This is a genomic window from Streptomyces sp. BK022 (assembly GCF_004217355.1).
In the GTDB taxonomy this organism is placed as follows: Bacteria; Actinomycetota; Actinomycetes; order Streptomycetales; family Streptomycetaceae; genus Streptomyces; species Streptomyces griseoluteus.
Window position 1 is genome coordinate 217,173 of sequence record NZ_SHKU01000004.1, and the last position, 20,027, is coordinate 237,199.

General features: G+C 71.0%; 22 protein-coding genes and 1 pseudogene. 10 read left to right on the forward strand and 13 right to left on the reverse strand.

From position 1 onward, the window contains the following. Positions 1-146: 146 nt before the first annotated feature. The 4 genes and pseudogenes from EV284_RS17680 to EV284_RS17695 all read left to right on the forward strand — a co-directional run. Positions 147-458 carry a KTSC domain-containing protein gene (locus tag EV284_RS17680; RefSeq protein WP_130335246.1) on the forward strand — a complete coding sequence of 104 codons (312 nt, stop codon included), beginning with the start codon at positions 147-149 and terminating at the stop codon, positions 456-458. A gap of 39 nt (positions 459-497) precedes the next feature. Next, positions 498-800, forward strand: a complete 303-nt coding sequence (locus EV284_RS17685; protein WP_130335248.1) for a hypothetical protein — start codon at positions 498-500, stop codon at positions 798-800. An 81-nt stretch (positions 801-881) separates the two neighbouring features. Next, complete coding sequence (locus tag EV284_RS17690) at positions 882-1,154, forward strand: hypothetical protein (RefSeq protein WP_130335250.1); 273 nt, start codon at positions 882-884, stop codon at positions 1,152-1,154. A 102-nt stretch (positions 1,155-1,256) separates the two neighbouring features. Further along, positions 1,257-1,568, forward strand: a pseudogene (locus tag EV284_RS17695) (alpha/beta hydrolase); the annotation flags it as partial. 64 nt (positions 1,569-1,632) lie between these two features. Here the strand turns inward: EV284_RS17695 and EV284_RS17700 are convergent. Next, the gene (locus tag EV284_RS17700; protein WP_130335252.1) at positions 1,633-2,343 is read right to left on the reverse strand and encodes a lysophospholipid acyltransferase family protein; all 711 of its coding nucleotides are present in this window, start codon (positions 2,341-2,343) and stop codon (positions 1,633-1,635) included. Positions 2,344-2,554: 211 nt separating this feature from the next. Between EV284_RS17700 and EV284_RS17705 the strand changes: the two genes are divergently transcribed. The 4 genes from EV284_RS17705 to EV284_RS17720 all read left to right on the forward strand — a co-directional run bounded on the left by EV284_RS17705 (position 2,555) and on the right by EV284_RS17720 (position 6,844). Then, the gene (locus tag EV284_RS17705; protein WP_242625711.1) at positions 2,555-3,994 is read left to right on the forward strand and encodes a cytochrome ubiquinol oxidase subunit I; all 1,440 of its coding nucleotides are present in this window, start codon (positions 2,555-2,557) and stop codon (positions 3,992-3,994) included. Continuing rightward, positions 3,995-5,704, forward strand: coding sequence for a cytochrome d ubiquinol oxidase subunit II (locus EV284_RS33285; RefSeq protein ID WP_130335254.1), 1,710 nt, complete (start codon positions 3,995-3,997; stop codon positions 5,702-5,704). A 51-nt stretch (positions 5,705-5,755) separates the two neighbouring features. Next, positions 5,756-6,154: a DUF6153 family protein gene (locus tag EV284_RS17715; protein ID WP_207229062.1), complete on the forward strand. Its 399-nt coding sequence runs from the start codon at positions 5,756-5,758 to the stop codon at positions 6,152-6,154. Between the two features lie 81 nt (positions 6,155-6,235). Continuing rightward, positions 6,236-6,844: a DUF305 domain-containing protein gene (locus tag EV284_RS17720; protein WP_130335255.1), complete on the forward strand. Its 609-nt coding sequence runs from the start codon at positions 6,236-6,238 to the stop codon at positions 6,842-6,844. 50 nt (positions 6,845-6,894) lie between these two features. Here the strand turns inward: EV284_RS17720 and rocD are convergent, their stop codons facing one another. The 8 genes from rocD to EV284_RS17760 form a co-directional block, all read right to left on the reverse strand. Further along, the gene (gene rocD / locus EV284_RS17725) at positions 6,895-8,121 is read right to left on the reverse strand and encodes an ornithine--oxo-acid transaminase (protein WP_130335258.1); all 1,227 of its coding nucleotides are present in this window, start codon (positions 8,119-8,121) and stop codon (positions 6,895-6,897) included. After that, on the reverse strand, positions 8,118-8,930 hold the full coding sequence (gene ddaH, locus EV284_RS17730; protein ID WP_130335260.1) for a dimethylargininase: 813 nt from the start codon (positions 8,928-8,930) through the stop codon (positions 8,118-8,120). Before ddaH ends, rocD begins: the two co-directional genes overlap by 4 nt. A gap of 167 nt (positions 8,931-9,097) precedes the next feature. Continuing rightward, positions 9,098-9,583 carry an Lrp/AsnC family transcriptional regulator gene (locus EV284_RS17735; protein ID WP_130335262.1) on the reverse strand — a complete coding sequence of 162 codons (486 nt, stop codon included), beginning with the start codon at positions 9,581-9,583 and terminating at the stop codon, positions 9,098-9,100. A 13-nt stretch (positions 9,584-9,596) separates the two neighbouring features. After that, positions 9,597-9,782 carry a hypothetical protein gene (locus EV284_RS17740; protein WP_030809057.1) on the reverse strand — a complete coding sequence of 62 codons (186 nt, stop codon included), beginning with the start codon at positions 9,780-9,782 and terminating at the stop codon, positions 9,597-9,599. A gap of 92 nt (positions 9,783-9,874) precedes the next feature. Next, positions 9,875-10,825 (reverse strand): cytochrome c oxidase assembly protein, encoded by a 951-nt coding sequence (locus tag EV284_RS17745; RefSeq protein ID WP_130335264.1) that lies wholly within the window; start codon positions 10,823-10,825, stop codon positions 9,875-9,877. A gap of 105 nt (positions 10,826-10,930) precedes the next feature. Continuing rightward, complete coding sequence (locus EV284_RS17750; protein WP_130335266.1) at positions 10,931-11,956, reverse strand: 6-phosphofructokinase; 1,026 nt, start codon at positions 11,954-11,956, stop codon at positions 10,931-10,933. Positions 11,957-12,168: 212 nt separating this feature from the next. Next, positions 12,169-12,897 (reverse strand): glutamine amidotransferase, encoded by a 729-nt coding sequence (locus EV284_RS17755; RefSeq protein ID WP_030809066.1) that lies wholly within the window; start codon positions 12,895-12,897, stop codon positions 12,169-12,171. 23 nt (positions 12,898-12,920) lie between these two features. After that, positions 12,921-14,159 carry a MurT ligase domain-containing protein gene (locus tag EV284_RS17760; RefSeq protein ID WP_130335268.1) on the reverse strand — a complete coding sequence of 413 codons (1,239 nt, stop codon included), beginning with the start codon at positions 14,157-14,159 and terminating at the stop codon, positions 12,921-12,923. Positions 14,160-14,319: 160 nt separating this feature from the next. Here EV284_RS17760 and def point away from each other — a divergent pair, with 160 nt between their 5' ends. Continuing rightward, entirely contained in the window at positions 14,320-14,859 is a 540-nt protein-coding gene (def, locus tag EV284_RS17765) for a peptide deformylase (protein ID WP_130335270.1), read from the forward strand. A 16-nt stretch (positions 14,860-14,875) separates the two neighbouring features. Here the strand turns inward: def and EV284_RS17770 are convergent, their stop codons facing one another. Beyond that, the gene (locus EV284_RS17770; protein WP_086690884.1) at positions 14,876-15,520 is read right to left on the reverse strand and encodes a TetR family transcriptional regulator; all 645 of its coding nucleotides are present in this window, start codon (positions 15,518-15,520) and stop codon (positions 14,876-14,878) included. 171 nt (positions 15,521-15,691) lie between these two features. On the opposite strand from EV284_RS17770, the gene EV284_RS17775 reads away from it, so the two are divergent. Beyond that, the gene (locus tag EV284_RS17775) at positions 15,692-16,918 is read left to right on the forward strand and encodes an acyl-CoA dehydrogenase family protein (protein WP_130335272.1); all 1,227 of its coding nucleotides are present in this window, start codon (positions 15,692-15,694) and stop codon (positions 16,916-16,918) included. 85 nt (positions 16,919-17,003) lie between these two features. Here the strand turns inward: EV284_RS17775 and EV284_RS17780 are convergent, their stop codons facing one another. From EV284_RS17780 to EV284_RS17790, 3 genes are read right to left on the reverse strand one after another with little or no spacing between them, the layout of a single operon-like run. Beyond that, entirely contained in the window at positions 17,004-17,525 is a 522-nt protein-coding gene (locus tag EV284_RS17780) for a cupin domain-containing protein (RefSeq protein WP_130335274.1), read from the reverse strand. A 7-nt stretch (positions 17,526-17,532) separates the two neighbouring features. Further along, entirely contained in the window at positions 17,533-18,747 is a 1,215-nt protein-coding gene (locus EV284_RS17785) for a cytochrome P450 (RefSeq protein WP_130335276.1), read from the reverse strand. A gap of 10 nt (positions 18,748-18,757) precedes the next feature. Continuing rightward, positions 18,758-19,810 (reverse strand): type III polyketide synthase, encoded by a 1,053-nt coding sequence (locus EV284_RS17790; protein ID WP_130335278.1) that lies wholly within the window; start codon positions 19,808-19,810, stop codon positions 18,758-18,760. Positions 19,811-20,027: the final 217 nt, after the last annotated feature.

The window sequence follows — 20,027 nt, forward strand, 5'->3', positions numbered from 1 at the left end:
ACACAGTGCCACCCAGACCACGGCGCGCGAGCAGAAACCCCCGCCTGAACGACTACGAGCAGATATCCATGTTCGAGGTCCCCAAGGCAGAGACCCCCCAGCCGCGCCGCCCTACGCCAACCCCGCAGCCCGGATCCCGCCGGGTCATGTCCGAGGAACTGTCCGACGCCATCCAACTGGCCAAGGATGGCGACGACTCCGAATTGCTCCCGTACCAGCCGACCCCCTCCATCAATCCGCCGCGCCCGAGAACTCTTGCCGCCGGTTACGACAAGGATTCTCAGACGCTACGGGTGCGATTCAGGAACGGCCAGGTATACGGCTACTACAACGTCCCGCCGAACGTCTGGCGAAACTTCCGCCGATGGAAGTCTCCCGGCCGCGGAATCAACCGCGTCCTGAACAACTTCCCCTATGCTCCCGAGCACGATCTCGACGAGCCCACAGGCAACTACTGATTTACCATTTCCGGCCGGCCGGAGAATAGGCTCCATGTCATGCCTGAAACCCGTGACATGGGGCCTTTCTTCGCCCACACCGTAAACCTCACACCGGAGGCGCCCCTCATTCACCGGGCGCCCACCGACGAGATCGAGCCGCCCTACCGGCGATCCAATTCCGTCATCATCAAGTTCTGGCCGGGAAAAGGAATCGTCCTCGGCCGCTGGCGCCACACCTGGCGCAATGAGAGCGACGCCCTTTACACCGCCCTCCAGGGATACGGGAACGCCCTCTCCACGGACGACATCCGCGACCACGCCCACAGATTCGACGAGGTCGACGATGCCCTCCTCACCTGAGAACACCGCGGAAGAGAAGGAAGCGGCCCGCCGGGTCGTGGCCGGCAAGACAGACGACATGGAAGAGGAGTACGAGGTCCTGTGCGCGCTTGGACTTTTGTGAAGGGACTCTGGCAGGGCGCCGACGGCGCGGCCGAGGAGAAGGTCGACCCGGTCCGTGGGAAGGTCGCCAAGCGGCTGGACCGGCTGCCGACCGGGGACGTGCTCGACTGGGCGGACAGTGTCGGCAGCGGCCTGGCGAAGGCTCTGGACGACTACCGCAAGCAGGCCACTCCGGAGAGCCTGCTGGAGGCCCGCCGCGGGGCACAGAGCCTCCTCGGAGTGCTGGATGTGCTCTCCCGACGGGAGGCATGAAGAAGGCCCCCACCCTCTCGGGTAGGGGCCCTCGTCGTATTTCCGCAGGTCAGGCGGCCAATCGCCATTTTTCCAAGTTGATGACGTACGTGAACGACCCCCTGGATGAACCTGCCCTGTGCCACCTGGCCGGCCAAGCAGCACAACCCGGTCGAGGTCGGCACCCACAAGGGTCTGCCGCCCGTGCTGATCGTGCAGTCCACGCGGGACGCGGCCACGCCCTACGAGGGTGCCGTCTCGCTGCACCAGCGCTTCAAGGGCTCGCGTCTGATCACCGAGGAGGGCGCTGGCTCCCACGGTGTCACCGGCCTGGTCAACCCGTGCGTCAACGAGCGGGTCGACGCCTACCTGCTGACCGGTGAGCTGGACGGCTCCGACGTCACCTGCGCACCGCACGCCACGCCCAAGCCGTAACGGCTCCGAGCGAGGAGGAAGGGCGGCCGGAAGTCTCCGGCCGCCCTTCCCGCGTTCCTCCCCCTCAGTGCCGCCGGGCGAACCGGCGGGTCTTCGCCGCCTCCGCCTCCGCCTTCACCTCGGCGGCGTAGCGGTCCACGTACTCCTGGCCCGACAGTTCCAGCACGGCGTACATGATCTCGTCGGTGACGGCCCGCAGGACCGCCTTCTCGTCCTCCATCCCCGCGTAGCGGGAGAAGTCCAGCGGCTCGCCGAAGCGGATGGTGATCGGGCGCAGCCGCGGGATCTTGCGGCCGGGGGGCTGTGCCTCGAAGGTGCCGATCATCGCGCAGGGCACGACCGGTGCCCCGGCCCTCAGGGCCATCACGGCGACCCCGACCTTCCCCTTGTACAGGCGCCCGTCGTGCGAGCGGGTGCCCTCGGGGTAGATCCCCAGCAGCTCGCCCCGGTCCAGCACCTTCAGCCCCTCGCGGACCGCCGCCTGCCCCGCCTCCTTGCCCGAGCGGTCCACCGGGATCTGGCCGGCGCTGCGGAAGAAGAACGCCGTCAGCCTGCCCTTCAGCCCCGGCCCGGTGAAGTACTCCGCCTTGGCGAGGAAGGTGATCCGGCGCCTCAGGATGGCGGGCATCAGGAAGTGGTCGGAGAATGAGAGATGGTTCCCGGCGATGATCGCCGCGCCCGACTCCGGCACGTGGTCCAGGCCCTCGATGCGGGGGCGGAAGACCAGCCGGAGTACCGGGCCCAGCAGCACGTACTTCAGCAAGTGGTAGAACAACGGCTCCCCCTCGCTCGCAGCGGCCTGTGCAGACACCTGTTACCGCCGGACACCGGGCTCATGCCCGGCACGCGGCGAATTCGCGGAAGCGGCCCTGTCCGGTGGCTCTGTCCACAGACCAGAACACGCCGCATCCGCAGCCGTTACATTGGGCGAAATAGTGACAGATCAGCCTGAGAGCGGCTGAACCTGCGAAGAGGAGGGCCCGTCCATGTTGACGGTCGACCTGGCCAGGTATCCCATGCTCCTGGCCGCAGCCGCAGAGCCGGACCAGCTCCTGCCCGCCCGGGAACAGATGGCCTTCACGCTGGGCTTCCACATCATTCTGGTGCCCTTCGGAGTCGCGCTGACCTCCCTGATGCTCATCGCCAACTACCGGGGGCTGCGCAAGGGCGACGAGGCGGCGCTGGTGCTGGCCCGGCGCTGGTCCAAGGTGGCCGCCGTACTCTTCGCGGTCGGCGCCATCACCGGAACGGTCCTGTCCTTCGAACTGGGTCTGCTCTGGCCGGGGCTGATGGGGACCTACGGCGCCGCGTTCGGCTTCCCCTTCGCCATCGAGGGTCTGTTCTTCTTCCTCGAGGCCATCTTCGTGGCCATCTACATCTACGGCTGGGACCGCATGCGCCCCTGGGCCCACTTCTGGTCGGGCGTGCCGGTGGCGCTGGCCAGCATCGGGGGAGCGGGCGCCGTCATCGCCGCCAACAGCTGGATGAACCAGCCCGGCGGCATCACCATGCGGAACGGCAAGGTGGTCGACGTCCGGCCCGGCGAGGTCTTCTTCAACAACGCCTTCTGGCTCCAGTTCTGGCACATGCTGCTCGCCGCCTACATCGTGGCCGGATTCGTGGTGGCCAGCGTCTACGCGGTCGGCATGATCCGGGGCCGGCGCGGTCACTACCAGAAGCTCGGCTTCCTGATCAGCTTCATCACCGCCGCCGTCGCCCTGCCGGTGCAGATCTTCGTCGGGGACACCATCGCCCGCCAGGTCTTCGACAGCGAACCCGCCAAGTTCGCCGCCATCGAGCTGCTGCCCACCACCGGAACCCATGTCCCCGAGACCCTCGGCGGCGTCCTCGTCGACGGTGAGGTGCGCTACGGCATCTCGGTGCCCTGGGTGGCCTCCATCCTGGCCGGGTTCAAACCCTCGACCCGCATCCAGGGGCTCGACGCCGTCCCGGCCGACATCAGACCCACCACCGCCCAGGTCAACATCGTGCACTGGGCCTTCGACATCATGGTCGGCACCTCCATGCTGATGCTGGCCGTCGCCGCCTGGTTCGTATGGGTGTGGTGGAAGCGCCGGAACACCCTCCAGACCAACCGCTGGTTCCTGGGCGCCGCCTCCCTGTGCGGCATCGTCTCGATCCTCAGCCTGGAGAGCGGCTGGGTGGTCACCGAGGTCGGCCGCCAGCCGTGGATCGTCGTCGGGCTGCTGCGCACCAGAGACGCGGTGACCACCCAGGGCAACCTCTGGCCCACCTTCGCCGGGGTCCTGGTGCTCTACGCGGCGGTCGGCACCGGCGCCATCTGGGTGCTGCTGTCGATGAAGCGACGCTGGCACAGACAGGGCGACGAGAACGTCCACGTCCCCTACGGCCCCGATGCCACCTCCGGCTCCCGGCGTGAGCGCTCCGAGGGGAAGGTGCTGTAAATGGCCGAGCTGGTCGCGGTATTCCTCTTCATCGGCGTCGTCGCCTACGCGGTGCTCGGCGGGGCGGACTTCGGCGCGGGCTTCTGGGACCTGCTCGCGGGCGGCGCCAGACGCGGCCGCGAGCCACGCCATCTGATCGACGTGTCCCTCGCCCCGGTCTGGGAGGCCAACCACACCTGGCTGATCTACTGCCTCGTCGTCCTGTGGACCGGCTTCCCCTCCGCCTTCGCCGCCATCACCACCACCCTCTACATCCCGCTGGTCCTCGCCCTGCTCGGCATCGTCCTGCGCGGCGCCGGCTTCGCCTTCCGCAAGGCCACCGTCCGCACCGAGGAGCAACGCGTGTACGGGGCCGCCTTCGCGCTGTCCTCGGTCCTGACGCCCTACTGCTTCGGCGCCATCGCGGGCGGCCTGGCCTCCGGCCGGGTGCCCACGGGGGGCAACGGCGACGCGATCTCCAGCTGGGTCAACCCCTCCAGCATCCTCGGCGGCGTCCTCGCCGTCCTGGCCTGCTCCTACCTCGCGGCCACCTATCTGACCGTGGAGGCGCTGCACCGCGACGACCGCAAGCTCTACCGGTACTACCGCGACCGCGCGATGGCCGCCGGTGCGGTCACCGGTGCCGTCAGCATCGCCGGCATCTTCGTCCTCCACGCCGACTCGCCGCGCCTCTTCGACCGCCTCAGCGGCCCGGCGCTGCCCCTGGTGGTCCTCGCGGCCGTCGGCGGCCTGGTCGGACTGGCCCTGCTGTGGGCCAGGCGCACCATCGGCACCCGGGTGGCGGCGGCGGGCGCGGTCGCGCTGGTCATCGTCGGCTGGGGCGTGGCCCAGACGCCGTACCTCCTCGGCACCCACCTCACCATCAACGAGGCCGCCGCGCCGGACGCCACTCTGGCGGTCGTGGTCGGCGTCGCCATCGTCGCGGGACTGCTGATCGTGCCGTCCCTGGTGCTGCTGTTCCGGCTCAGCGGCCGGGGCGACGTGGGCGTGGGCGAACGGCCCTTTCGGGGCGGCCTGACGGAGGGCGAGCGGGGTAGCGGGGAGGGCATGACCGAGGGCGACAGCGGTGCAGGGGGGCGGGCCGGCCCGGGTGGCACGGCCGGAGCCGGCCCCGGTGCCCGGGGGGCGTCGGCCAAGGGCGCCCGGGGAACGGGCGCGAAGACCGCCCGCGCCCCTGCCGTACCGCTCGACCCGGCCACCGTCCGGAGCCGGCCCCACCGCTGGGTGCCCTACGCCCTCTGCGCCGGGGCCGTGACCGCGACGGCGGTCGCGGGGGCGCGGGCCACGCGGCCGGACGCCCGCTGGTACCGCGAGCTGAACACCCCCGACTGGCAGCCGCCGCCCTGGGCGTTCGGCGCGGTCTGGACCCCGCTGTACGCCTCGATCGCCGTGGCGGGCGGCCGCGCCCTGAACGCGACCCGTGGGCCCGAGCGGAAGGCGCTGGCCGGAGAGCTCGCCGCCAACCTCGCCCTGAACGCCGGCTGGAGCAACCTCTTCTTCCGGCTCCGCAGCCCACTCGCCGGCCTCGCGGGCACCCTCCTGCTGGACGCGAGCAACGTCCGCCTCCTGGCCAGGGTCGCCCGGACGGACCGCAAGGCGGCCGTGGTCCTGCTGCCGTACGCGGCGTGGTGCGCCTACGCCACCTGCCTGAACGCCTCGATCGTCGCCCGCAACCACGAACCCCGGCACCGGGGGCCCGCCAGGAGCTGAAGGGCGAGTCCCGCCGCGGCGGGCGCGGGGGGCGCTCGTAAGATGGCCCTCATGCCCGGCACCGCCCACCAGCGCCCCCCACGACCGCCCCGGCGGCGGTCGCCCGCGCTGCTCGTGCTCGCGGTGCTGGTCGGGCTGCTCGGCATGCACGCGCTGGCCCCGGTCGGCGGCACGGGGCATCCGGAGCACGCCCATGCCGTCCGCGCGGGCGTCGTCGTCGACGCGCCCGGCGGCTGCCCGGACGGCCACTGCGGTGGCCACAGCCTCCACCACGCCGACCCGGCCTGCGCCTCCGGTGCCGTGAACGACGGCCCCGACGTGCCGGAGCCCCTCGCGGACCCGGCAGGCGCACCGGACCCGTGCGGCGACCCGCGCACCCGCGCCGCCACCGCCCCGGACGGTGCCCGCGCACCGCCCTCCCTGGCCGAACTCCAGCTCCTGCGGATCTAGAGGCACCCACGACCGCGCCCCCAGGCGGCGCGGCCGTCCCCACGCGTGCCCAGATCCCCTTTCACCAGCAGGAGTTCCAGCATGACCACCTCCCACGCGATCCGCCGCGCCGCGCTCGGCGCCGCCACCGCCTCCGCCGTCGTCCTCCTCGCCGCCTGCGGCGGGCAGAAGCACACCGGAGCCCACGGCGCCCCGGCGGCGTCGGCCACGGCCGGTGTCCACAACGCCGAGGACGTCACCTTCGCGCAGGGCATGATCCCGCACCACCGGCAGGCCGTGGAGATGGCCCGGCTCGCCCCCGGCCACGCCGCCTCCGCCGAGGTGAAGGCCCTCGCCGCCCGCATCGAGAAGGCGCAGGACCCGGAGATCCGCACCATGACCGGCTGGCTGAAGTCCTGGGGCGAGGAGCCCCCGATGGCCGGCATGGACCACTCGGACCACGGCGGCATGGCGGGCATGTCAGGGATGATGAGCGCCGACGACATGACCGCGCTGAAGAAGAGCGCCGGCGCGGAGTTCGACAGGAAGTTCCTGACCCTGATGATCGTCCACCACCAGGGCGCCGTGGAGATGGCGCACACGGAGAAGGCCAAGGGCCGGGACAGCCGGGCCACGAAGATGGCGGACGACGTGATCGCCGCACAGAGCGCCGAGATCAGGCAGATGAAGGGCCTGCTCGCCGGGAAGTGAGCAGACGGGCGGGGCCGGGACGTGAAAGCCCCGGCCCCGCCCGCCCGCGCTCAGCCCGCCTGCCCCAGCACCTTCTCCAGCGTGCCCAGCGCGGAGCGCACCTCGTCCGCCGTGACCGTGAGCGGGGGAGCCAGCCGGATCGTGGAGCCGTGGGTGTCCTTGACCAGGATGCCCTCGCGCATCAGCCGCTCGCTGATCTCCCGGCCGGTGCCCAGCGCCGGGTCCACGTCCACACCCGCCCACAGGCCGCGCGCCCGGAACCCGGTCACCCCGTGCCCCTCCAGCGCCTGAAGCCCCTCGCGCAGGACCAGCCCCAGCTCGTCGGCCCGGCGCTGGAACTCACCCGTCTCCAGCAGCTCGATCACCGCCGTGCCGACCGCCGCCGCCAGCGGGTTGCCGCCGAAGGTGGAGCCGTGTTCGCCCGGACCGAGGACGCCCATCACCTCGCGCCGGGCCACCACCGCGGAGACCGGTACGATGCCGCCGCCCAGCGCCTTGCCCAGCAGCAGCACGTCCGGCACGACCGACTCGTGCTCGACGGCCAGGGTGCGTCCGGTGCGGCCGAGCCCGGACTGGATCTCGTCCGCGATGAAGAGGCACCCCTCGCGCCGGGTCAGCTCCCGGACCCCGGTGAGATAGCCCGCGTCCGGGATGATCACCCCGGCCTCGCCCTGGATGGGCTCGATCAGCACCGCGGCCGTCGTCTCGTCGACCGCCTCCTCCAGCGCTGCCAGGTCGTTGTACGGCACGATCCGGAAACCGGGCGTGAAGGGGCCGAAGCCCGCCCGCGCCGACTCGTCCGTGGAGAAGCTGACGATGGTCGTCGTACGGCCGTGGAAGTTGTCCGCCGCGACCACGATCGTGGCCTGCCCCTCGGGCACCCCCTTCACGTCGTACGCCCACTTGCGGGCCACCTTGATGCCGCTCTCCACCGCCTCGGCGCCGGTGTTCATCGGCAGCACCATGTCCAGACCGGTCAGCGCGGCGAGCCGCTCGGCGAATTCCGCCAGCCGGTCGTTGTGGAAGGCGCGGGAGGTCAGGGTCAGCCGGTCGAGCTGGTCGTGCGCGGCCTGGATCAGCGCCGGGTGGCGGTGGCCGAAGTTGAGGGCGGAGTAGCCGGCCAGCATGTCGAGGTACCGGCGGCCCTCGACGTCCTCCACCCAGGCGCCCTCGGCCCGTGCCACGACGACGGGCAGCGGGTGGTAGTTGTGCGCGAGCACCGGCTCCTCCGCCCGGATCAGGTCGGCGGACGTGCGCGCGTGCGCGGGTGCGGTCATGAGCGGATCTCCTGAGTGCAGCATTTGATGCCGCCGCCTGCCTTGTGCAGCTCCGACAGATCGACGGGCACGGGGTCGTAGCCATGCGTGGCCAGGCGCTCGGCGAGCACTTCGGCCTGGGGGGCGATGAAGACGTGGCGGCCGTCGGACACGGAGTTCAGGCCGAAGGCCATCGCGTCGTCACGGGTGGCGAGCACCGCGTCCGGATACAGCCGCCGGAGCACTTCGCGGCTGCCCGCCGAGAAGGCTTCCGGGTAGTAGGCGATGTTGTCGTCGTCCAGCACGAACAGCGCCGTGTCCAGGTGGTAGAAGTACGGGTCCACCAGGGTCAGCGCGATCACCGGGTGGCCGAAGAACTCCTGCGCCTCCCGGTGGGCGTCGCGGGTGGTGCGGAACCCGGTGCCGGCCAGCACGTACCGGCCGGTCCACACCAGGTCGCCCTCGCCCTCGGTCACCGCCAGCGGGCGGTACACGTCGTACCCCGCCGTCTGGAACCAGGAGTCGTAGTGCAGCGACTCCGGACGCCGCTCCGGGGCGTGGAACAGCGAGCCGAAGACGCGGCCGCCCACCACGAAGGCGGCGTTGGCCGCGAACACCATGTCGGGCAGGCCCGGCACCGGGTCGACGGCGTCCACGGTGTGCCCGTGGGCGCGGTAGGCGTCGATCAGCGCCTGCCACTGGGACTGGGCGAGGTCGACGTCCACGGGGGTGTCGGGACGCATCCAGGGGTTGATCGCGTACTGCACGGTGAAATGCCTGGGTTCGCAGACCAGAAAGCGCCGGGGGCGCTGCACACGGGTTTCGGCCACAGAGGGTTTCCTCCGCTTTCCAGTGTGTTACTCACGGGGGTGACACCACGGTAGGAACTCCGGCCGAGGCACGACAAGCGACGAAAGCTGCGTGATCGCGCAGGATCGCTGCGCATCCGCCGGTGGGGACGCACGAGACCTGCGCGTTCGGCGGGTTTGACCGGCGATCACTCGGGAGCGGCCTGGGTCGCGCCCGCCTCGGGGCTTTCCGGGAGGAGGTGGGAGAGCACCATCACGCTGATCGTCTTCCGGATGAAGGGCTCGGCGCGGATGCGCTCCAGCACTCCCTCGAAGTGCTCCACGTCCCGTGCCCGCACGTGCAGCAGGGCGTCCGCGCCCCCGGTCACCGTCATCGCCGCCGTGATCTCCGGATGGTTGCTGACCACCTCCGCGAGCCGCCGGGGCGGGGCGGCACCCTCGCAGTAGACCTCGACGTACGCCTCCGTGCGCCAGCCGAGCGCGGAGGGCTGCACCGTCGCGGTGAACCCGGTGATCACCCCGGTCTCGCGCAGCCGGTCGACCCGCCGCTTGACCGCGGTGGCCGACAGCCCGACGGCGGCGCCGATCTCGGAGAAGCTGCTGCGGGCGTTCGCCATGAGGGCGGTGATGATCTTGCGGTCGAGGTCGTCGAAGGACGCGGCCCTGCTGTTCACGCGGCCACTGTAGTCACGACTGCGTGACCGCCAGTGCCACCGTCAGCAGCCCCAGCACCACCCAGCCGAACCACAGCCAGCCGTTGCCGCCGAGCGCGACCGTGTAGGCCGTGACGACGACCAGACCACCCACGGTCAGCGCCCCCATCGCCCTGGTGGAACCGTCCGCCTTGCTGGAACCTCGCATGGAACCGGGCATCGCGGCACCCTCCTCGTGGTCCGTCCACCCCCATCGTGCCCCGGTTCCGCCCCCGACGGCACTGTGACGGCCGAGCGGATCTCCGCGCGGGATCAGCCCTCGCGTGCGCTGAGGGAGGCCAGATAGGCGTTGTACGCCTCCAGCTCCCGGTCACCGTCGCGGTCCGCCGCCCGGTCCTTGCGGCGGGCCTGCCGCTGCTCGGAGCGGTACCACTGGAACAGCAGCGCGATCAGCACCAGCACCGACGGGATCTCGCTGAACGCCCACGCGATGCCGCCGGCCGCCCCCTGGTCGGAGAGCGCGTCGATGCCGAGCGAGGCGGGCGGGTTCCTGAAGGTCTCCACCATCGGCTCGGAGGCCATCATCAGCGCGATGCCGAAGAAGGCGTGGAACGGCATGCCCGCGAACAGCTCCAGCATCCGCATCAGGTGGTTCGGCCGGTGCGGGCCCGGGTCGACGCCGATGATCGGCCAGAAGAACACCACGCCCACCGCCAGGAAGTGCACCATCATGGCGATGTGCCCGGCCTTGGACCCCATCAGGAAGTCGAAGACCGGCGAGAAGTACAGGGCGTACAGGCTGGCGATGAACAACGGGATCGTGAACGCCGGATGCGTGATGAACCGCATGTACCGGCTGTGCAGCAGCGCCAGCAGCAGCTCACGCGGGCCGGTGCGGCCGCGCCCCGCCGTGGGCAGCGCCCTGAGCGCCAGGGTCACCGGCGCGCCCAGCAGGATCAGGATCGGCGACAGCATGCTGATCACCATGTGCTGCACCATGTGCACGCTGAACATGACCATGCCGTAGTCGTTCAGCCGGGTGCACATCACCAGCCCGATGGTCAGCACACCGACCACGTACGACAGGGTGCGCGAGACAGGCCACGCGTCCCCGCGCCGCCGCAGCCGCAGCACACCCCAGCCGTACAGCGCGAGCCCGGCCAGGCAGGCGACCAGGAAGAAGGGGTCCGCCGACCACACGAGCCCCCGTCCCAGCGTGAACGGCGGCAGATCCGGCATCATGCCGTGCCCGCTGTGGTCCATCCGGCGGCTCCTGGTTCGTGGGGGTTGAGCGGTTTCTGTCCGCACTCAGGGTACGGGCGCTCCCGCGCCCGCCCGTGAGCGGGGTCCGCCCGGCCCCGCGAGCCGCTACAGCACGCACTCCGCCTCGGCGTACCGCTCCGCCGGTACCGTCTTCAGGGTGCTGACCGCGTCGGCCAGCGACACCATCACGATGTCCGTGCCGCGCAGCGCGGTCATCCGGCCGAACTCCTCCCGGTGCACCGCCTCCACCGCGTGCCAGCCGAACCGGGTCGCCAGCACCCTGTCGTACGCCGTCGGGGTGCCGCCGCGCTGCACATGGCCGAGGATCACCGGCCGGGCCTCCTTGCCGAGCCGCTGCTCCAGCTCGACGGAGAGCTGGCGGGCGATCCCGGCGAAGCGCTCGTGGCCGTAGATGTCCCGGCCGCCCTCGTCGAACTCCATGGAACCGGCGCGCGGCTTGGCGCCCTCGGCGGCCACCACGATGGCGAACCGCTTGCCCGCCTCGAACCTGGCACCGACGCGGCGGGTCAACTCGTCGATGTCGAAGGGCCGTTCGGGAACCACGATGGCGTGCGCGCCGGCCGCCGTGCCCGAGTTCAGCGCTATCCAGCCGGTGTGGCGGCCCATGACCTCCACGATCAGCACCCGCTGGTGGGACTCGGCGGTGGTCTTCAGCCGGTCCAGCGCCTCGGTGGCGACCCCCACGGCCGTGTCGAAGCCGAAGGTGACGTCGGTCGCCGAGATGTCGTTGTCGATCGTCTTGGGCACGCCCACGATGGGCAGCCCGCTGTCCGACAGCAGCCGGGCCGCCTTCAGCGTGCCCTCACCGCCGATCGGGATGATCGCGTCGAGCCCGAGTTCCTCGACATGGCCCTTGACCCGCTCCACCCCGCCGCGCAGATGCTCCGGACGGACACGTGAGGAGCCGAGGATCGTGCCGCCGCGCGCCAGGATGCCGCTGACGGCGTCCAGGTCGAGCTTCAAGTAGTCGCACTCCAGCAGGCCCTTCCAGCCGTCGCGGAAGCCGATGACCTCGTCGCCGTGGTCGACGACGGCTCGGTGCACGACCGACCGGATGACGGCGTTCAGGCCGGGGCAGTCGCCGCCGGAGGTGAGGACACCAATGCGCATAGCCCGAGTTACCTTCTCGACGTGGGCCGGGAGGCCGGACCACGTTGTCCGGCGGGTTCCCGGCCACACTACCGGCGGCGGGGGCCCCTCACCCAGCGGGCGTCCGCCTGCTGGACGCACCCGCACAGGTGAGCGGACGACGCGTCAGGCGGGCCCGTGAAAGCTCACGGGCCCGCCTGACGGGTGTACTGATATGCGGTGGTACGCGGTGATCAGGCCGGCTGCTGCGCCGCCGCGATGCGCTCGTCGCGCAGCGCCTCGTACCAGCGGTCGTCGATCGGCGGCAGCGCGTTCACGTCCAGCGCCAGCTTCAGCAGCAGGTCCGCGATCTGCGGGTTACGGGCCAGCACGGGACCGTGCATGTACGTGCCGAAGACCGTGCCGTTGTACGCGCCCTCGGTGCCGTCACCGGTGCCGTTGCCCCGGCCCATGGTGACCTGGGCGAAAGCGCGGGCGGTCGGGCCCAGATGGGTGACGCCCTGGTGGTTCTCGAACCCGGTGAGCGGAGGCAGGCCGAGGCGCGGGTCGATGTCGCCGAGCACGTCGCCCACGCACCGCTCGCCCTCGCCGCGCGTCGACATCACGTCGAGCAGGCCGAGGCCCGGCTCGCGCTGGCCGAGGTCGTTGATGAACTCGTGGCCGAGGATCTGGTAGCCGGCGCACACGGAGAACACGATCGCGCCGTTCTCCACCGCACGCTGGAGGTGCCCGTCGCGGCGCAGCCGCTCGGCCGCCAGCCGCTGCGGACGGTCCTCACCGCCGCCGATCAGGTAGATGTCGCCCGAGGTCGGGATCGGCTGGTCGCTGCGCACGTCGAGACGGGCCACGTCCAGGCCGCGCTGACGCGCCCGGCGCTCCACGACGAGGGCGTTGCCCTGGTCGCCGTAGGTGCTCAGCAGGTCGGGATAGATCCACACCAGCCGCAGTTGGTTGTCGCTCATGGGGAGGTGTTCGCCCTTCTGGCTCAGTTGCCGACGCGGCGGCGCAGGTCCTGGAACGCGGTGTAGTTGGCGATGACCTCGATACGGCCCGGCGGGGCCGCGGCGACGGCCTCGTCGAGGTTCTCGCACACCTGGAAGTGCTGGTTCGCCACCTCCAGACGGACGGCGAGGTCCAGCTTCCGGTCACCGATCACGAAGATCGGGTGGCCGGTGAGCCGGGTGTAGTCCACGTCCCACAGCCAGGAGGTGTCGGTGCCGTCCGCCCCGCGCGCGTTCACGGAGAGGATCACCGGAGTGGGCGGCGGGTCGATCAGGGAGAAGGTCTCCAGCCAGCCGGCCGGGTTCTTCGCCAGCAGCAGACGCAGGTCGCGGTTGTGGAACTGGACCACGTCGTAGCGGCCGGCGACCGCCTGCACCTGGTACATCCGCTCCAGCGCCACCTGCGGCGGCACCCCGAAGACGGCGGCGACCGCGGCCGAGCTGGCCGCGTTCGCCTTGTTGGCGCGCCCCGGCAGCTGGAGGTGGATCGGCCAGGCCGAGCCGTGGGGGTCGAGGACGTGGTCGCCGGAGAGCGCCCAGGTCGGGTTCGGACGGCGGAAGCCGCACTCGCCGCAGAACCAGTCGTCGCCGGGGCGCTGCATCACACCGCCGCAGGACGGGCAGGACCAGGCGTCGTCCTTCCACATCTGGCCGGCCGCGACCCAGACCACGTTCGGGGAGGACGAGGCCGCCCACACCACCAGCGGGTCGTCGCAGTTGGCGACGACGACGGCCTTGGAACCGGACAGACCCTCGCGCCAGTTCTCCGCGAGCATCCGGGTCTCGGCCGCGCGGTCCAGCTGGTCGCGGGAGAGGTTCAGCAGGGCGATGCACTTGGGGCTGGTGTCGCGTGCCACACCGGCCAGGTACTTCTCGTCGACCTCGATGACACCGAACTTGGCGTCCGAGCCGCCCGCGAGGGCGGAGGTGATACCGGCCGGCATGTTGGCGCCGAGCGCGTTGGACACCACCGGGCCGGCGGCGCGCAGGGCCTCCGCGATCAGCCGGGTGGTGGTGGTCTTGCCGTTGGTCGCCGACACCAGGACCACGTCCAGGTGGGTGGCGAGCCGGGCGAGCAGGTCGGGGTCGAGCCGCAGGGCGACCTTTCCGCCGATCACCGACCCGCTGCCGCGCCCCGCGGCGCGCGATGCCGCCGCGACCGCCTTGCCCGCGGTCACGGCCAGCTTGGCCCGCGGCGAGAGCGGGTCCGAGTTGCCTGCCATCAGTCCTCGATCCTCCTTGCGTACGCGCCGCGCCTGGGGCCATCCGGCAGCGTGGTGGGGGCCTCAGCCTATCGAGAACCGTTCGCACACCCGAACCCCGGTCCGCCCGGCCCGCCCTCGCGCGCTCGGCGCGGGCCGAACGAACCGTACCCTTGCCGCCATGCGACACCGCTCGATACCGGGTGCCCACGGGCGCGTCCGGCCCCTCACACTCCTCGGCGACCCCGTGCTGCACGCACCCTGCGGGGACGTCACCGACTTCGGCCCGGAACTCGAGGCACTCGTGGCGGATTTGTTCGCCACCATGTACGCCCACGAGGGCGTGGGCCTGGCCGCCAACCAGATCGGCGTGGCCCTGCGGGTGTTCGTGTACGACTGCCCGGACGACGACGAGGTCCGCCACCTGGGCCATGTGGTCAACCCCCGGCTGGTGACCGCCGACGGGCTCGAGTTCCTCGGCCCGGAGGGCTGTCTGTCGCTGCCGGGCCTGGAGGCGGGCACGGAGCGGTACGACCACGCGGTGGTCGAGGGCGTCACGATGACGGGGGAGCCGGTCACGATCGACGGCACCGGGTTCTTCGCCCGCTGCCTCCAGCACGAGTGCGACCATCTGGCCGGCACGGTCTACGCCGACCGCGTGACGGGCCGGCGCCGGCGCAGACTCGACCGTCAGGTGCGGAAGGCCCCCTGGCGCGAGTGAGGCCGGCCGGGACCGGTCAGAAGCCCGGACCGCCCACCCGGTCACCGGCGGCCGCGAGCCGTCCCCACAGCAAGTCGGCCAGCGAGCGCACCAGTTCGGCCCGCGAGCAGGGGCGCTCGCCCAGCCACCAGTCCCCGGCGGCGTGCATCATGCCGACGATCCCGTGGCCCCAGACCCGCGCCAGCTGCTGGCTGCCCGGCCCGAGGTCCACCCGCTCCTCGATGACCTGAGCCAGCTCCTCGCCCATCCGGCGCAGCAGCGGGGCGCTGTGCTTGCCGACGTCGAAGCCGTGGTCGCCGCCCTGGCCGCCCTCGGAGGGGTGCATCAGGAACCGGTACACCTGCGGCCGGGCCTCGATGGCGGCGAGGTAGGTGTCCAGCGTGGACTCCACCCGCTCCCGGCGGTCGGCCGGGGCGTCCAGCGCCGCGCGCAGCGAGTCGAGCAGGGCGTCGGTGTGCCGCGTGGCGAGGGCCGCGTAGAGGCCGCCCTTGTCGCCGAAGTGGCGGTAGAGGATCGGCTTGGTGATGCCCGCCTCCGCGGCGATGGCGTTCATCGACGCCTGCGGGCCGTCGCGCAGCACCACCCGGTCGGCGGCCTCCAGCAGTTCCCGCCGCCGTCGGTCGGCGGACCTCTGCTGATCGGTCCGCTGCGTGGTGTCCATGTGGTCTCCCCACCCGTGCTGATTCGGTGACGCCTGCGCAAACTAACACTCACCGCGGGGCCGGCATCGAACGGGATACCGAGCCGTCATCCGGAGTTGACTTCACCTACCCGTCGGTAACATACTTTCGTTACCGCTAGTAACACCGTACGCGCCGCCGCTGGAGGGGACATGGCCGAGTTCACCATGGAGCTCAACGACGAACAGAAGGAGGTCCGGGACTGGCTGCACGGCTTCGCCGCCGATGTGATCCGGCCCGCGGCCGCCGAATGGGACGAGCGTGAGGAGACTCCCTGGCCGGTCATCCAGGAGGCCGCCAAGATCGGCGTCTACTCCCTCGACTTCTACGCCCAGCAGTACTTCGACCCCACCGGCCTCGGCATACCGATGGTCATGGAGGAGCTGTTCTGGGGGGACGCGGGCATCGCCCTCTCCATCGTCGGCACCGGCCTCGCGGCCGTGGGCGTCCTCGCCAACGGCACCGAGGAGCAGATCGGCACCTGGATTCCGCAGATGTACGGCGACGTGAACGACGTCAAGGTCGCCGCCTTCTGCTCCTCCGAGCCGGACGCCGGTTCCGACGTGGCCTCCATGCGCACACGTGCGGTGTACGACGAGGCCAAGGACGAGTGGGTGCTCGACGGCACCAAGACATGGGCCACCAACGGCGGCATCGCCAACGTTCACGTCGTCGTCGCCGTGGTCGACCCGGAGCTGGGCTCCAAGGGCCACGCCTCCTTCATCGTCCCGCCCGGCACGCCCGGTCTCAGCCAGGGCCAGAAGTTCAAGAAGCACGGGATCCGCGCCTCGCACACGGCCGAGGTCGTCCTGGAGAACGTGCGGGTGCCGGGCTCCTGCCTGCTCGGCGGCAAGGAGAAGCTGGACGAGCGGCTGGCGCGGGCACGGGAGAAGGCCCGCGGCGGGGGCGAGCGGGTGAAGAACGCGGCGATGGCCACGTTCGAGGCGTCCCGGCCCGCCGTGGGCGCGATGGCCGTGGGCACCGCCCGCGCCGCCTACGAGGTCGCGCTCGAATACGCCACTACGCGTGAGCAGTTCGGGCGGCCCATTGTTGACAACCAGGGAGTCGCCTTCCAGCTCGCCGACATGCGGACGTCCATCGACGCGGCTCGGCTGCTGGTGTGGCGGGCGTCCTGGATGGCGGTCAACGGCAAGCGGTTCACCGCGGCCGAGGGGTCGATGTCGAAGCTGTTCGCCAGTGAGACCGCGAAGAAGGTCACCGGGCAGGCGATCCAGATCCTCGGTGGCAACGGGTACACCCGGGAGTATCCGGTGGAGCGGATGCACCGGGATGCGGCGATCTACACGATCTTCGAGGGGACCAGTGAGATCCAGCGGCTGGTGATCGCCCGGACCTTGGCCGGGGTGCCCATCCGGTAGCGCCGGGGGGCGCGGGGTGCTGTGCGGACGCACGGTTCGCCGTGGCGTGTCGCGCAGTTACCCGCGCCCCTGAAGGCACGGAGTCTCAGCGGTGTCTCAACGGCGTGAGTTGCTCTATGTCGTAGCGCTTTCTCAGCTCCTCTATCGCCTGGTGGTCCGGAGGACCCTTCGCGTCCAGGATTTCCAGGAGTTCCTCGAAGTAGCGCTCGTGGTCCGGTGGGGGAGAGGCCTGGAAGAACATGCGGGCCGGGGTGTCGGTGGGGTTGGCGAAGGCGTGGGGGCAGCCGGGCGGGACCACGATGACCGTGCCCGGTGTCGCCCGGACCACCCTGGTGCCCGAACTGGACTCCCACTTCTGCCAGTTGTCGGGCGTGCGGACGCGGGGCTCGAAGGCGAGGACGTCGAGTTCCCCGTCCAGGACGTAGAACAGCTCCTCGCTGCGCGTGTGCACATGGGCGCCCACGTCGAAGCCCGGCGGGACCTCCACCTCGAAGGTGGAGGCCGTCCGCGAGTGGGTGCCCGTGACCTTGAACGTGACCCGCTGGGCGGCCGTCGCCACGACCCGGCCGTGTCCCGGCGGTACGAGCAGTCCCTCGGCCGTTGTCATGACCGGCTCACCAGGTCACCGGCAGGGACTCGGGGCCCCGGATCAACGCGCCCTTGCGGAAGGGGACTTCCTCGGGCGGCACCGCGAGCTTCAGCCCCGGTACCTGGTCCAGCAGGACGTCCACCAGCAGCTCGGACTCCAGCCGGGCGAGCATCCCGCCCGGGCAGTAGTGCGGGCCGAAGCCGAACGCCACATGCGGGTTGGGGCTGCGCTCCACGTCGATGGTGTCCGGGTCGGGGAACACCTCGGGGTCCCGGTTGGCGGCCAGGTAGGAGTTGTAGACCGCGTCGCCGGCGCGGATGCGGACGCCCCTGATCTCCACGTCCTCCAGGGCGATCCGGGAGAGCCCGACCATGTTGCGGTGCGGGATGTAGCGGAGCAGTTCGTCGATCGCCTTCGGCCGGATCTCCCGGTCCGAGCGCAGCCGCTCCATCAACTCCGGCCGGGTCAGCAGCAGATAGAACATCTGCCCGCTGTTGTTGGTGACCGCCTCGCCGCCGATCTGGAGCAGCACGGCGAGGCCGACCGCCTCCACCAGCGTGATGTCGTCCCGGTCCACGGCCTCGCTCAGCAGTGAGCAGACCGAGCCCTCGGGACCGCGCGCGCCGTGCCCGACGAGGTCGGTGAAGTAGGCGCTCATCTCGCGCTTGGCCCGCTCGCTGACCTCCTTGCCGTGCGCGGAGGACAGGATGAGCTGGGTCCAGTCGTGCAGGGAGTGCCGGTCGGCGGCGGGCACGCCCATCAGCTCGCAGATCACCGCGATCGGGAACGGGCTGAGCACCGCGCTGGTGAGGTCGGCCGGCGGCCCGTCCTGGAGGAGTTCGTCCACCAGCTCCTCCAGCATGGCCCGCGACCGCTCCCGCACCCGCTCCACGCCCCTGGCGGTGAACGCGGCGGCCACCGAGCGGCGCAGCCGGGTGTGGTCGGGCGGGTCGAGGAAGCCGACCGCGCCCCGGTCCGGGATGAAGTGCGGGGCGAGCCGCGTGACCTGCTTGTCCATCACGGCTTCCCGGCCGAAGCGGGGGTCGTTGGTCACCATGCGTACGTCGTCGTACCGGGTGACCAGCCACGCCCAGCCCTCGCCGTTGGGCAGCTGGATGCGGGTGATGGGGCCCTCGTTCATCAGCTCCGTCAGCACCGGGTCGAAGTCGGTGCCCGCCAGGTCCTCGGCCGGCCACTGGTGGATCGGGGGCGGGGTTCCGGTGAGCGTCTCGTCTGTCATGGCGCCCCTCCTATTCCCGGCCGACCCAGCGGCCGACGGTCATCTCCGCGGTGATACCGGGCCCGAACCCGGCCAGCAGCCCGCGCGCCCGGTGCTCGGCACCGCCGTCGTCGAACAGCCGGCGCAGCGCGTCCAGGACTACGGCGCTCGCGATGTTGCCGTACTCGGTGAGCGTGGCCCGGCTGAACCGGAACGCGTGCGGCTCGACCTTCAGGAACTTGCTGAGGTCGTCGAGTATTCGGGGACCGCCGGCGTGGATGATGTAGAAGTCCAGGTCGGAGGCGTTCCAGCCGTGGTTGCCCGCGAGCTCCTGGAGGGCCGGGGCCAGCGGCTCCATCGTGGTCGGCACCCGCTTGTCCAGCAGGAAGTGGAACCCGGTGTCCCGGACGTCGTACGAGATCCAGTCCTCGGTCTTCGGGATCAGGTACGAGCCGTTGCGCTCGAGCTGCACACCCGTGCCGCCCCGGCCGCGCACCACGGCGGCCGCGATGCCGTCGCCGAACAGGCCGTTGGAGAGCAGGGAGCCGACGCCGAGGTCGGTGGGCTGGTAGCACAGCGAGCAGAACTCGCAGGCCACGATGAGGGCGTTGGCCTCCGGGTAGGCCGAGCAGAAGTCGTGCGCCCGGTTGATGGCAGCGCCGCCGGCCGCACAGCCCAGCTGGGCGATGGGGAGCTGCCGGGTGGTGCTGGAGAAGTCCATCTCGTTGATCAGCCACGCGGTGAGCGACGGCATCATGAAGCCGGTGCACGACACGTAGACGATGACATCGATGTCAGAGGTGAGGAGTTCGGCCGAGTCGAGGGCCTGCTGGATCACCGCGGGCACCCGGGCCTTGGCCTCGGACTCGTACAGCTTGTTGCGCTGCTCGAAGCCCGGGTGCTTCAGGGTCTCCTCGATGGGCTGCACGATGTGCCGGGTGCGCACTCCGGTGTTCTCGATCAGACGGAGGGCCAGCGGGAGCTGCGGGTTGTCCGCGTGGTGCGTGCGGGCCAGCTCGAGGGTCTCCTCCATGGTGATCACGTGTTCCGGCACGGACACCGAGGGTCTGCACAAAGTCGCCATGAGCGGTCCCTGCTTTCGCCGTCCGGCGGGCCTTCGTCCGCCGGTCAGAAGGTGGTCCACCCACACTCACCCGGAAGGCCGACGATCTCGCGCCGAATTACTCCGAACCGGGGACGACAGACAGTGACGAAAGCACGTTTCAGCAGCTCAGAGCCACAGCAAATCGCCGAGCGACGGGTCCGCCCTCAGGGGCGCGGGGAACGGCGCGACAAGCCCC